The 12,834-nt window shown below is 47.5% G+C and carries 16 protein-coding genes; 3 read left to right on the top strand and 13 right to left on the bottom strand.

Features of this window, described 5'->3' with window-relative positions; translation table 11 throughout:
• Nucleotides 1–22 precede the first annotated feature (22 nt).
• From J2Z34_RS01400 to J2Z34_RS01340, 13 genes are all read right to left on the bottom strand, one after another.
• Nucleotides 23–628, bottom strand: a complete 606-nt coding sequence (locus J2Z34_RS01400; protein ID WP_209458048.1) for a hypothetical protein — start codon at nt 626–628, stop codon at nt 23–25.
• The gene (locus J2Z34_RS01395) at nt 621–1,076 is read right to left on the bottom strand and encodes a hypothetical protein (RefSeq protein ID WP_209458047.1); all 456 of its coding nucleotides are present in this window, start codon (nt 1,074–1,076) and stop codon (nt 621–623) included. The genes J2Z34_RS01400 and J2Z34_RS01395 overlap by 8 nt, the downstream gene beginning before the upstream one ends.
• Before the next feature lie 4 nt (nt 1,077–1,080).
• Nucleotides 1,081–1,833 carry a hypothetical protein gene (locus J2Z34_RS01390; protein WP_209458046.1) on the bottom strand — a complete coding sequence of 251 codons (753 nt, stop codon included), beginning with the start codon at nt 1,831–1,833 and terminating at the stop codon, nt 1,081–1,083.
• A gap of 42 nt (nt 1,834–1,875) precedes the next feature.
• Nucleotides 1,876–2,487, bottom strand: a complete 612-nt coding sequence (locus J2Z34_RS01385) for a hypothetical protein (RefSeq protein WP_209458045.1) — start codon at nt 2,485–2,487, stop codon at nt 1,876–1,878.
• A 23-nt stretch (nt 2,488–2,510) separates the two neighbouring features.
• Complete coding sequence (locus J2Z34_RS01380) at nt 2,511–3,116, bottom strand: hypothetical protein (protein WP_209458044.1); 606 nt, start codon at nt 3,114–3,116, stop codon at nt 2,511–2,513.
• 26 nt (nt 3,117–3,142) lie between these two features.
• Nucleotides 3,143–4,096 (bottom strand): coiled-coil domain-containing protein, encoded by a 954-nt coding sequence (locus J2Z34_RS01375; protein WP_209458043.1) that lies wholly within the window; start codon nt 4,094–4,096, stop codon nt 3,143–3,145.
• A gap of 17 nt (nt 4,097–4,113) precedes the next feature.
• Nucleotides 4,114–5,187, bottom strand: a complete 1,074-nt coding sequence (locus tag J2Z34_RS01370; RefSeq protein WP_209458042.1) for a DUF4332 domain-containing protein — start codon at nt 5,185–5,187, stop codon at nt 4,114–4,116.
• 29 nt (nt 5,188–5,216) lie between these two features.
• Nucleotides 5,217–5,489, bottom strand: a complete 273-nt coding sequence (locus tag J2Z34_RS01365) for a hypothetical protein (RefSeq protein ID WP_209458041.1) — start codon at nt 5,487–5,489, stop codon at nt 5,217–5,219.
• On the bottom strand, nt 5,486–7,057 hold the full coding sequence (locus tag J2Z34_RS01360) for a hypothetical protein (protein WP_209458040.1): 1,572 nt from the start codon (nt 7,055–7,057) through the stop codon (nt 5,486–5,488). The genes J2Z34_RS01365 and J2Z34_RS01360 overlap by 4 nt, the downstream gene beginning before the upstream one ends.
• A gap of 27 nt (nt 7,058–7,084) precedes the next feature.
• Nucleotides 7,085–8,443 carry an amidohydrolase family protein gene (locus J2Z34_RS01355; protein ID WP_209458039.1) on the bottom strand — a complete coding sequence of 453 codons (1,359 nt, stop codon included), beginning with the start codon at nt 8,441–8,443 and terminating at the stop codon, nt 7,085–7,087.
• The gene (locus J2Z34_RS01350) at nt 8,440–9,588 is read right to left on the bottom strand and encodes a CHAT domain-containing protein (RefSeq protein ID WP_209458038.1); all 1,149 of its coding nucleotides are present in this window, start codon (nt 9,586–9,588) and stop codon (nt 8,440–8,442) included. The genes J2Z34_RS01355 and J2Z34_RS01350 overlap by 4 nt, the downstream gene beginning before the upstream one ends.
• Entirely contained in the window at nt 9,585–10,376 is a 792-nt protein-coding gene (locus J2Z34_RS01345; RefSeq protein WP_209458037.1) for a caspase family protein, read from the bottom strand. The genes J2Z34_RS01350 and J2Z34_RS01345 overlap by 4 nt, the downstream gene beginning before the upstream one ends.
• Before the next feature lie 314 nt (nt 10,377–10,690).
• Nucleotides 10,691–11,425 (bottom strand): HNH endonuclease, encoded by a 735-nt coding sequence (locus J2Z34_RS01340; protein WP_209458036.1) that lies wholly within the window; start codon nt 11,423–11,425, stop codon nt 10,691–10,693.
• Between the two features lie 190 nt (nt 11,426–11,615).
• Between J2Z34_RS01340 and J2Z34_RS01335 the strand changes: the two genes are divergently transcribed.
• From J2Z34_RS01335 to J2Z34_RS01325, 3 genes are read left to right on the top strand one after another with little or no spacing between them, the layout of a single operon-like run.
• Nucleotides 11,616–11,864: a metal-binding protein gene (locus J2Z34_RS01335; protein WP_209458035.1), complete on the top strand. Its 249-nt coding sequence runs from the start codon at nt 11,616–11,618 to the stop codon at nt 11,862–11,864.
• 9 nt (nt 11,865–11,873) lie between these two features.
• Entirely contained in the window at nt 11,874–12,056 is a 183-nt protein-coding gene (locus tag J2Z34_RS01330) for a hypothetical protein (protein ID WP_209458034.1), read from the top strand.
• 55 nt (nt 12,057–12,111) lie between these two features.
• Nucleotides 12,112–12,816 (top strand): Crp/Fnr family transcriptional regulator, encoded by a 705-nt coding sequence (locus J2Z34_RS01325; RefSeq protein ID WP_209458033.1) that lies wholly within the window; start codon nt 12,112–12,114, stop codon nt 12,814–12,816.
• Nucleotides 12,817–12,834: the final 18 nt, after the last annotated feature.

Raw genomic sequence — 12,834 nt, 5'->3', positions numbered from 1 at the left:
GAAAAAACAGGGACCATCCTTTTCATATGTCCATCTTTGAGTCAAGACCTTTTGCCCGTATGTCATCAAGCCTTGCCAGATCTTCTTTTTTCAGGCTTCTAAAATATTCTGCCCGCTTCAGGTATGCTTTCTTCAGAAGATCCTTCCTTCCGGCATGCTCGAAATAGGCGATCGCTTTTCCAATCTGATCCTGGGCCTTAAGGTAATCCTTGTCAGTGAAGCGGATGCCTGACATCTCCAGATATGCTTCTCCCTTGATGTCACTTGCCTTTGATTTTTCTGCTACCAGGTTGAAATGCCCATATGCCTTTTTCAAGTCATTAAGCCGTATGCATACTCTTCCTGCAAGGAGTCTCACCTTCTCCTCTTCCTCCCTGCAGCCAAGTTTCATGAATGCTTCAATGGCCATTTCTGCCTTCGCTGATGCACTTTCAAAGCTTCCCATGAGCATATGGATGTTTGCGATGTTTACAAGGGTCTTGGGCAGCTCAGGCCCGAGCTTCAGCTTTTCCTCAACCGCCAGACTCTGTTCGAATATGACGAGCGCTTCCTTAAGATTTCCTCTGGATATTTCCATTATCGCATCCTTGTTGAATCTTACCAGAGCTTCAGCTATCACATTACCCATCCTGTGCTCCCTTCAGAAGGCTTATCTCTCTCTCCACTGCTTCCCTTCTCTTTCCTTCAAGCTTGGGAAGTGCTGCGGAGTAAAGGTCCAAGGCTTCATCAAAGCATCCCCTCCGCTCCTTTTCCATGCCTAGTTTCACTGCAGCTACAGAAAGTCTGCCAAGGAGCTCTTCCGCCCTATCACGGCCAGATTCCTTATCAAGGTAGTCAACGGATGCCCTGGCATACTCGATTGCCCTGATGCAATCACCCTTTACTGCCTCAAGGTTTGAAAGGCTCATGCAGCTCATGCCCATTCCCTCCCTGTAGCCCGTCAGGCCGGATATTTCCCCGGCACTTGTGAGCAGCCTGCCTGCTTCATCGAACCTTCCTTCCCTTATCAGCTCATATGAGGCATTATGAAGTGACTTGATCTGCCTTGCCACTTCTTCGAATATTCTCTCGTCCAAGCTGTCACCTCCTGAAGTATTCCGCCATGCCTTCCGATTTATCAGTCATGTCCATCTTCAAATCCATCATTGACTTCATATTTTCACCTGATCCCCTGTCCTTCAGCTTCATGCTCATCAGGCCTGACCTGTTATCCGAAGCACGTTTATCCTTAGGCCTACTTGTCGTCAAGCTGCCCACAGGATGTTTTTTTTGAACTGTCTCATTCTTTTTGACCTTTACTTCCTGTCTTGCCTCGGCTTTTACTTTTGGAACAGCTTTTTCAATGTCAGCAGCATGATGCTTCTTTCTTACCTTTTCATCGATCCTGATGCTTTTCGGCCGTATTTTTGACTTTTCACGGGTTGGGATTTGCAGCTTTTCTTCAATGGTATTTCTCTGTTCTTGTCCCTTGTCATTCAGTGACTTAGCTGCATCGGCACATGGCTTTCTATGGTCTTCCAGCTTCTCTCTCTTTTTATCTGCGCCATTTTTTTGGTTGGGTTCTGTCCTCAAAAAATATCTGATTACCTCAAGCTGCGCTTTTCTTGTATCTGATACAGTCCTTTTATCATCAATTGAAACAGAAAAGCCCGGGTCTGAAGCATCACCACTGCTGCTTTTTGGGTTTTCTTCCGTAATGCCGGTTCCCTGCGCCTTCAGGCTTCTTGTATCAAAGACCTCTTCAGGCTCATCGTCAAACAACCCGGAACCGAGCAGCAGTGAAGCTTCAATTATGTCATTTTTCAATACCTTTTTTACGTCATTTTCTCCCATTGGATCACCACCGATTGTATTGTGCAGAAGGCAAATACCTTTCTACAGATCGTCAATCTCCTTCATTAGCGTCTGCTTCTTCTCTTCAAGCGCCAGTTCAAGCTTCTTCATATCCAGCTCGAACATCAGCTGCATTGCCTGGCTCCTCATATCCAGCTGCCTTTGTATTATCGAGTTTGGCGGCACCGGTACGAGCCTAGTCCTTATGAGGCTTGAGCCTTCCTGTGTATAGTTGTATTTACTCGAATAGGTTGCGTCAATCGGTGTGGTGGTGACAACTGTCTTCCTTGAGAGGTTCCACCATTTCGAGGTAGTCGATGTAGTCTTTACTTCCCCCTTGGTCTCACTGGTGTACTCTGTCTCGCGGCTCATGGTTATTGCCATCTTGACCTCTATTATGGTTTCAGCGAACTGATAGAAGGTCGGCTGGAAGCCTGCGCCTACCATGGATGTCTCTATTTCTTCCTCCACGACCTCTCCGCCTTCGATCTTGATTGCTGGCAGAAACACCGGTGCAAGCTCCTTGTTTCCCATTACCTTAAGTATCTCTATCGATTCCCTGTCCAGCAGCGACTGGCTCCTCGCTATGGCTGAAGCCAGCTGATAAACCATTTGTGGAAAGGGGACGTTTAAAAGTTCCTGTCCTATTCCCATGCTATTCCCTCCTTTTTATCATCTTATGGAGTAGGTTTGGTATCATCAAGCTTCTTGATCTCTTCTTCTATCTTATCTGTCTCCACCTTAAGCTTGGCCTCAGCCTTCTTTATCTCAAGCTCCTGTTCCTTCAGCTTAAGCTGGAACAACTGCTGCATCTTCTGCGCCTTCATGTCAAGTATCCTCTGCATGAAGGTATTTGGTGGCAGTGGTGTGATCTTGGTCCTTAAGAGGCTCGAGCCTTCAACGCTGTATGAGTACTTTGACGAGAATGATGCGTTGACAGACGCCGCGAAGCACATGAATCCTCCCGAAGCGCTGGTTGAGAAGGTGGATTCGAAGGACTGGTTCATGGTTATCGCCATCTTCACCTCGATTATCGTGTCTGTGAACTGATAGAACGTTGGCTGAAAGCCTGCGCCTATAAGAGACGTCTCGATTGATGCACTTTCATCGTCACTGGTGAGGTCGGGAAGGTATACCTTAGCCTGCTTTATGTCACCCATCATCTTGGCTATTTTGCAGCTTACCATATCAAGCTTGAACTGGCCTTCTGCTATTGCTGAAGCAAGCTTCAGGACCATTTCCGGGAAAGGTACGTTTAGAAGCTCCTGTCCTACGTTTGGCATCAAAATTCCTCCTTTCGAATTTATCCTCAGATCTTTGGTACTGCTCTGATAGAAATGTTAAGCGTGCTGATGGTGCTTTCACTTTTTGAAGATATATCGGCACCTGTCAGCATCATCCTGTCCTGGTCATCCTTGAAAAGTTTCGCCTTCAGCTGAAGGTCAAGCCCGTTTATGATGTAGTTGACGTTCGGATCCGATGCATTCTCCTGCTTGTTGAAGGTATCCACGGCGCTGTTGAGGTAACTGGAAAGCTCCTCGGCTGAAAATGAGGATGCAAACCTGCTCCTGAGAATATCAAGCTCCGCCTTGATTCCGCTCTTGTCCAGCTGCAGTTCGCTTATAGTCCTCGTAAGGTCCTCAACCTGTACTCCCAGCCTCTTTATCCTGTCCTCACTTATCAGGTTGATCGACTGCGCTTCAACAAGATGCTGCATGATCATATTGTCATGAAGCGTTACCTGTGTAAGATTAAGCTGCGCTGATGTGAGCTCCTTCAGAACTTCTTCTCCCGCTCCTGCACCCCTTGAAAGCTCGGAGATCGTCTCCTTAAGCCTTGAAATCTCAACATCCTTTAGTGCTGCAGCTTTCCTTTCAGTCTCCATCTGTGCCTTGTAGCTGTTCTCAAGCACCTTCTTCTCCTGCTGCAGGCTCTGAATCTGTGAATTGCTCTGGCTCAGCTGGCCTGAAAGGCTTGTCTTGACAGCTTCAAGTGCCGCCTTTTCCTCCTGAAGCTTCACTATCTGGGTATCCTTTGCAGCTGCAAGCTTTCTTTCTGACTCGATTATTCCAGTAAGCCTTGTCTCAACTGCAAGCTTTTCCCTCTCAAGGCTTCTGATTGTCGTGACATGCTGTGCGCTCTGGTTTGCAAGTACCGCCTTTTCAGCAAGAAGAGCCTCTTTTTCACCCGTAAGCCTTGTTATGAGATTCTCCTTGGTCCTTAGAACGGTCTGAAGTCTGTTCAGCTCTATATTATCCGGCATATGTTCCCTCCTCTCGCTTACGGTGCGGCAGTCACCTTCAGGCTGACCTTTTCACCTATCTTTAGAATTTTCCCAGCATCCACCGACTGCCACGTAACCTCAGTGGCTTTCCCGTTCATTGTGGTTCCTTCAGTTGATTCCAGGTTTCCAACTGGTATTCCCAAAAGCTTCAGCTCTTCAAGTGCCTCATCGTGGTCCATACCTATAAGGTCAGGTATTGCTATCCTGTCAGTGAACCTGTCCGGCGGCGGTATCGGCACAAATCTCATGGATATGGTGCTCGACGCCGATTCCTGGGACTTGAAATAGTTGTTGTACCTTGCATTGGACGGGCTGACAAGAAACTTCCTTATGGTTGATGTGCCGGACGATGACTTTTCTTCAGTCACGGCATATTCCATCTTCAGTGTGAAGGTTGCCTCCGGTATGGTGTACCAGCTTGCATTAAAGCCATATGCAGCAAGCTCAGGGTCGTCGAGTATTGAGTTTTGGATATCCATGGAGCTAAGGTCAAGTGCATGCTGAGCCTCGGCAATTCCTTCGCCTATATCAACCATCAGCTCCTTGATACCGCTGAAGAAGGATGTTGCCTCCTCACCTCCACCCCTTGGCATGGCACCTTCTGGAATAAACGTCTTAGTATCCTTTTCGAATTCGATGTAAGGGCTCCTCAGGTCTTCCTTGTCAGGTTCAAACCTTGACTTGGCTTTCTTCGCTATTTTCCTGATAAGCTCGAGCTCAGCCGCTCCAGGTCCTGATGTCTTCAATGCACCTGATCTCTCCATCGCGCCGAGGAATGTCTCTATGCTTGAAGGCAACGCTCTTGAAAGGTCAGCTGCACTTCTTATACCAGCCCTTACGAGTGCCTCTGCATTTTCTCCTGTCATCCCTCCTATTCCAAGAAGTTCAGCCTGCTTTGAAAAATTGTAAAGCTGGCTATAGCTGATACCTGTCTTTTTTGAAAGCTCCATTCTCTTTGCAGAAGTCCTTGTAGCTGTTCTAAAGCCTTCTAAAGTGTCTATCTTTGCTTCTGCAAGCTTTTCAGCTACTTTCTGAGTTATTCCCTTTACAGTCTTGATGTCCAATTGCATGAATCCCTCCTTTCCATCAGCATACTCTGCTACAGCTTTTCCAAACTGCCTAATTCCACCACCTTATGCTCCAGGCCATATATATCCTTTAAGATGGTTTCTACTCCTGACACCCTCAAATGCATGCCTTCCTGGAGTCTGGTTCCATCAAACTCATCTCCACAGTCAAGAAGCCTTCCATTCCATTTCAGGTACCATACGGAATTGCCTTCATTGATCTGGAATGCGGTTCCAGGCATGCAGGGAGTCTCAAGGCAGGGGGACGGCCCGAAGGTGAGCATCCCCCTTATCTCCCGAATCATATTGTGAACCTGAAGTAGCTCCAGTCGCTCCATGGTGCGCTGATATTGTTGACTATGGACCTTACCCTCCACCTTCCTCTTTGCGCTCCTACAAACACGTGGTCATAGCTTGTGGTATTAAGTATCCCAGACACAAGCCAGGTCTGCCCTGTCTCTGCAGCCCACTTTCCTCCGTTTTTGGCACCGAACGCATCTATTTCAACCCTGTATTTTGCCCCGGCAATCGGTACAGGATTCCAGCTGAGCTTCATGGTCCTCGGGAAATGGTCGAATACGGATCCGTTCCTTGGAGTCCTTGGTATTGGCACCGCTCCTGTGAACCAGTTCATTGTAGGGTCACCGAGCAGAACCATACCGTAGTGCCAGTGTATCTCATTTGCTTCATGGGTCAGTCCAAGGCATTTCCACCAGTCCACGTATGCATCTCCGACTACCTTGCCAGCTCCCATAGGTGCGTAGAAGTTCTCGAAATAAAGCATGGACCCGGATTTGGCACTTCCAACAGCTGCCATACCGTTGCTCACCTGGCCGCCTTCCTTGTCGAATATGTACCAGCCAGCCATGTAATCAGCCTGAGTGAATAGTGCGCTGCTGCATGCGAACAGGTTGTAGAAATAAGCATTAGGGGCATTGGTATCTCTCAGATAAGTGTTGTATACATACTCAGTCGGTGCTCCGGGCACCTTGAATGAGTGAAGCCCAGGATTCGAATGGGTGCAGACCTGCAGCCATCCCCTGTGCTGGTCAAGCTCGACCTTGAACCTGTCTCCATCAGTCTGGGTATGGTCAGTTACCACTTCAATTCCTGCAGCTGGAATCGCCATATCGAGAGCGCAGTCACCGAAACCGCTCCAGTCGTCATCAACGTATGCAAGCCCCTCGCAAGAGCAACCGAATCGTCCTTTCCTGAAGCTGTGGTTCCTTGAGAAGTAGTCATTGATGAGTGCCGCATCATTGCCATCTGCAGTAGGAGTCCAAAGTCTTCCGACCCAGACCTCAGGGAGCACATTAGTCGTGTGCTCATTGTATTTACCGTCTGCATCGGTATCCTTCCAGTCTCCGTCCAGGTCCATGAAGAACAGGTCACAAGGGAATTCTGCACCATCAGTATCCTCGTACCATGCTGCCGGAAGGCTTCCTATCATCACAGCTCCAGCGAAAGGCCTCTTTCCCTTCAGGAAATTCCGCAGCTGGGAAGGGGTGCCTCTTAAGACCGTATAAACTACAGCAAAATACCCCTCATAAGCCAGATCCCTGACGTACTGGTCAACTGAAGCCTTTATCGCAGGGTAAACTCCATCATTGACAAGGATGATTACCTTCCCCTTTGGGAAAGCGAATACTGACTCCGTCCTCAGCTGCTTAAGGTCATCTGAAAATTCCGGTCTTGGCTGCTCAGTTGTCTTCATGAGCAGAAGCGGATTAATCTGCACAAAATCATGGTAGGTCTGAATCAGTGTTCCTCTGGTTACTACCAGCTCGAAATTCTTTACATTCTCATAATTGATCTTGAATTGTCTTATCTGTTTTATCTTGCTTATGTCAAACTTAGTAAAATCAGCAGGCATTTCAATTCCTCCTTTACCTCTGTGTAATTAAATCCCCAGGAATCGCCGCGCATTGCCGGAAATAAGTTCTGCATCAAGCCCGTAGTAGCTGTTGAAATACTTGTCGAGTCCCCCAAGATTAAGATCCATCATAACCATCACATAATCAGTCCCGAACATCACCCGCTGCTTAAGCAGAGTGTCTGCCTCGATAAGCTCCAGCGTCTCAGCCGCCCTGTCCATGTCAGAAACATAGCCAATATCAGCATATACGTTCGGAAATTTCGCCATCAGCCTTCTTATAGTATCTACCCATTCCTTGTTTACTGAACCTTCGGTTCCTGTGCCAGGTCCTCCGAAGTGCCCAAGATTAAGCTTCAATTCAGGAAACTCATCAAGTACCGGCTCCCAGCCAGCTGGATCTGCATAGAATCCGCTTTTCGTAATCCTTTTTGACTTGAAGTCGACATCCTCAGCCTTCCTGTCCCATCCGGTTACCCGGTTGAATCTTCTGAAATTCTGCATCCCTCCAAGTGAGCAGTGCACGGTCACAGGAATTCTGTGCTTCTCACAGTATTCATATAGCTCCTTCAGGGACTCATGTGACGGCAGGTATCCCAGCGGCGGATACAGCTTGATTCCTTTGAACGCACCGTTCTCTTCAGCTGCCTTCATTTTTACAAGCTCCATGAAGCCCTCCCTTCTGGGGTCAATTGCCAGGAAGGGATAAATCCTTCCTTCGTTGCCCTTTGCAAGAGCTTCGAGCTCCTCAAGCTGATACTTGTATCCCGGTGTCATCTGGATCCCTTCATATCCCGTGCCAGAGCCTCTGGCGCTGCCCTTCATGAATTCTTTTCTGACATCGCCAAATATCCTATCAACGGCTTCATCTTTTCCTCTCCTGACAGCTGTTCCTTCTAAACTTGCGATCTTTGCCTTCTCCCTCTCGACAAGCCTCTTGATGCTGTCAAGATGAGCGTTGAAATCCGTCATCTCCACAGGATCAATCTCAAATCCTTTTGCCCCACTCCCCTTTGCTCCTGCAAACCTTTTGTTGTCATGAAGAGCAAAATACACATCCATCATTAGCGGTGCAACTACTAAATCCTTTTTACCAAGAAGGCTCTTCCTGAATGATTCAACCTGCAGCTCATAGTTGTCTTTCTCATCACCTGTTGCCACAGTAATCAGCCTAGCAGCATAAGCAGCCAGGTCTGCCACACCCTGCACCCTCGCGAGCACCTTCAGCGGCTCGAATACCCCTCTTGGCTTTACTCCATAAGGGTATTCCTTCCTGATTATCGCCCAGGTCGCTGCCGCAAGCTCCATTACAGCAAACTTAGCGCCAAACAGATGACAGTGCACATCGATAACAGTACCCTTTGCCATCCTTGCATCTCCTTTCATGCCTTTGTATACACGTCTCTCCTCTTTCCTGTTGCAGCATCGCCGTAGAATATGGCAGAATAGCCTGCAAGGTCCAAAGTCCCTTCAAGCTCCCAGACTGCCGTTTCCCTTGCCTCCATGAAGGCCAGCCCGATATTCTTGAGCTCAAGCATGGCCGTATAGAAGCTTTTTGTCATAAGGGCTGCGCCTGTGTCAGTCACAGGGTAGAAATAGCCTGCATAACCTGTGACTCCTGCAGCTATGAAGGCAGCAGCCATTCCATTGCCTGAGCCTTTTCCGGATACAAGCCGCTTTCCACCGGCTGACCGTCCAGATTCGCAGGAGCTGTTGAATACTATGTATGGCGGTGACTTCCATCCGATGTCAGCAACCTCAGCTGCAGTGAACATCCCATCGGAGAACCTTATGCCGCTCATCTTCGGACTTGATTCACTGAAGTCTCCATGCCCTGCAAAGTGTATGATGTCGTATTCCCCTGTCCTTGCCAGCTCCAGGAATGCCTGCTTGCTGGCTGAATCACCTGTTAATGTCTTCACCTCGATGCGGTATCCTGCGTATTCACCCGCCAGTTCCCTAATCGCCTCTATTTCCCTGATCCCTCCATAAAGGTCTCCCGTAGGATTTCCTATCGCAAGGATCTTAAGCGTGCTGTCTTCAGCAAGAGCATCTCTTTCTCTTTCAGGGAGTATCCTTGTGGTGACAAGCCTCCCGAATGGCAGCTTCAATGAAAGTGGTCTATTCTTCCCGATAAGCTCCCAGGGAAGGTTCATTATTGTCTCGTCAACATTCAGGAGAATTGTCGTCGGATCATGCATCCCTAGAAAAGCTTCTCCATCGCTTCCTATGAATTCCTTATGGAGGGTTTTTCCAAGCTCACTTAGCTTCTCCTCTGCCTCCTCCTTGGTGAAGCTGGCATTGATGCTCCACAGATAAAGGTCCTCTGTAAGCTCAAGTAATCTCTTCTCTGCAAGCGGATCAACTGTAACGTTCTTCTGCCAGGTGACTCCTGTCCCTTCTACATGCATTGCCACAAGGAACTGAAGGGGCTCGCCTTTTTTCGGAAGACTCTTGAGGAACCTCGATATTGATATGTGGATAACTGTCGGAAGCTCAAGGCCTCCCTTTGAATATCCTCCAAACATCATTCGAAGACCTTCCTTCCCTTGTTTGCCTTCTTTCCTTCAAGCTGTGGAGTCTGCGGATAACCTGCTTCCTTGATCTTCTCTTGCAGCAGCTTGTGGAGCTCGCTATACGTCAGGCTGTATCCTGATTCAACAATCGCTTCTATGGCATAGTAGGTCATCGCTCCATGATACTTTCCTCCGATGCTTGCATCGTATGAGTATTCATCACTGGTGCAGCCAGAAATAAGTACATCCTTCATCCCTGACTGTGGATGCTTTGACTTCCTGTTTGACTTTGCCTTGTATATGTTCTCGATGGTTGCCCTTCCTATGCTGTCAGGACTGAGGAACCTGGGCTTCCTGTACTCCTTGCCTTCTATGAGTCTTGTGACCGAGCCGGAATGGCAGGAATCTGAGATCACAGTCAAATGGACTCCCCGCTTCACCTTTGAGAACATCTCCCTCAGCTCATCGTCTAAGATAAGGGTTTCGCTGCAGTCATATGGGCACATCGCTTCATCATATGCCTCCTCGTCACCTGACGTGTCCTCCAGATATGTTCCATGGGATGAATTCGTGAACACTATAGTATCCCCTGACACTGCACCTTCAACCATCTTACCAACTGCCTCCAGGATGTTCGCCTTCGTAGCCTTTGCATTAGTCAGCATGGTTATGCTGCTCTTTTCAAATCCATAGTGGCTTTCGAGAAGCTCAGCCCATGCCTTCGCATCGTTGATGCAGCCCTTCAGGTCGTTTGAAGATCCCGGATAGTCGTTAATACCTACGCATACTGCCATCTTCGCCATTTGAAAATCCTCCTTTCTAATGGAAAAGGCGCTTGGACCTCTTGTAGAAAGAGCCCCAGCGCCTTATCGCAAACACTAAAAAAAGGCGCCTTCCGCACCCCATGGCCATACTGCGTACGTTCCCCGATTACTTACGGAAAACTCGCATTCCATGTGGTTACGGTACAACTCGCCTTGTATCATAATCTTCAGTTCATGGTTTCTTACTCAAATGATATTACCTGAGATAAAGTTAGTCAACCTGAAAATTGTGAATTTTCAGACTTGTTCAGGTGAAGATTGAAATTCAAAAGGCGGCAATTTGCCGCCACAGGTCATTTCTTGGTTTTTCGTATCTCCTGCCTGAACCTCACATAATCCTTGAGCTCCTTGATGCCTGCTCCTGAGTCCTCCATCATGTGCACCATTGCATGGCAGTTGCCGCATAGCGGTATGAAGTCTTCAATCAGACTAACCTCGGATTTCAAGTCTTTTCCTTTGTAGTGCACCTGTATCAGACCTTTTCCAAGCTCTCCGTAGGAGCTTTCATAGTTGAATCCGCAGATCCAGCAATCCAGGCCATGAACCTTGAGCACTTCAAGCCTTGTGTCAGGGTCGTTCTCAAGCCCTTCATCCGGTTTTTCGAATGGTCCCTGTTTCCTGCAGGCCATTATTTCATGGGGAAACAGCACTTCAGCTATAAATTCCGTCCTTGAAAGCTTCTTCAGCCTCAATAGCGGAACAGCTTCCTCGCTATCTGTGCCATCGTATTTATCGAAGATATATTTGGCCGCAGCGTTGCCAAGCTCACGTGTAAGGTCCTTTCCCCACCTGAGCTTGCCTCTGAGCTTCTTATAATCGTCAAGATAAAGGACTCCATAATAGTCATCTTGGTTATAGGATATCCTTATATCCCACCTGTCGTGCTTCTCCATTTCATGGAAATAGAAGAAATCCCTCAGGTAGTTGGGTATCCTTATCTCCCCGTATGACAAAAGAGACTTGTCTATCCTCTTGATTATTACATTTTCATTGATGACCTCGAAAGAACTGAATGTTTTTTCTTCCATCATTTGCTCCGCCTTGATAAAGATACTATCTTCATTATATGACAAGTGGATATTTTTCTCCACTTAACAGCCCAATTATTTATTCATCTGCCTATAGTGACTTTATTTTTCGGACCTTAGTTCCCGTATTGCAAATAAAAGACCTTAGTGATAACATGTATAGGAAATTCAATTTCCGGGAGGCAACAATTTGATACTTAATGAAGTAATGAAATTCGTCGAGAGCGAATATGTCATAATTAACAACACACCGTGCGAAATCTGCGGCGGGGAATATATAACTGAATCATTGGGACTGACCTTCAACAATGGTCATGCAAGCAATGTCACAACCTGTGTCTGCGAGAACTGCGGCAATGAGAGGGAGTTCCTGTTCAGAGCGCCTTTCGTCAGCCAGACCGATCCGGAATCACAGACTTCAAAAGAAGAACTTAATTAAGGAGAAATCATGAAGCAGGAATTGATCGATGCTATCAACAAGGATATTGAAGATGCACTTAATGAAGTGGAAGGTATGGAAGAAAGCCTGAAGGAAGATCCAACGGAAGACATGATCAGGGAGAAGTTCAAGAGTCTCTTTGACAAAGTGGTGAACCTTGAGCAGCTCCTTAAGGATGAAGGTATACTCTAGTCAATGGAATCAGGAGTCATCCTGATTTTTTTCTTAATGAGGGAGGTAAGAATCCATGTTCCTTGAAGGAAGCAAGACATGCCGCGTATGCGGTGATAAAGGCGGAACCTGTGTGGACAGGATATCCTTATTCGATTTCCTTTCACCTGATGAAAAAAGCATGGTCCTTTCAAAGAGCATCCACAAGTTCTACAGGAAGGGCGAAGTCATATTCTCTCCAGGGGAGGCTGGCAGCAATCTCTATATCATCAACCATGGTGAAGTGAAGATATCCAAGTTCTCATCCGCCGGCAAGGAGCAGATCCTCCATATATTGAAGGAAGGTGACTTTCTTGGAGAGCATTCCCTTTTCGGCAACGAGACCCTGAAGAACTATGCGGAGGCCATGAGAAACACGGCACTTTGCATGATACGTGGAGATGACCTCAAGGCACTCATTCTTCTTCATCCTGAAATGGGACTGAAGTTCCTTGAGAAATATGCCAGGAAAAACCTCGAAGCCTTAGACCTGGTGGAGTCCATTGGATTGTACGATGCAGGCCAGAGGCTTGCAAAATATATCCTCGACGAAGCAGACAGGACAGGCTCGAACGAAATAACCCTCAGATACAGCAAGGGTATTCTGTCAAACCTCATAGGCACGTCACAGGAGACGCTGTCGAGAAGACTAACTACCATGCAGGACTCAGGAATAATAAGGCTTGAAGGTCAGAGAGGCATAACAGTCCTTGACCGGAAAGCCCTTGAAGATATGCTCTAAAATCCAAAAGCAGCAAGC

This window comes from Youngiibacter multivorans (assembly GCF_017873395.1).
Taxonomy (GTDB): Bacteria; Bacillota; Clostridia; order Clostridiales; family Clostridiaceae; genus Youngiibacter; species Youngiibacter multivorans.
Note: the sequence above shows the minus strand (reverse complement) of the source record. Positions and strands in the feature narration are given on the sequence as shown.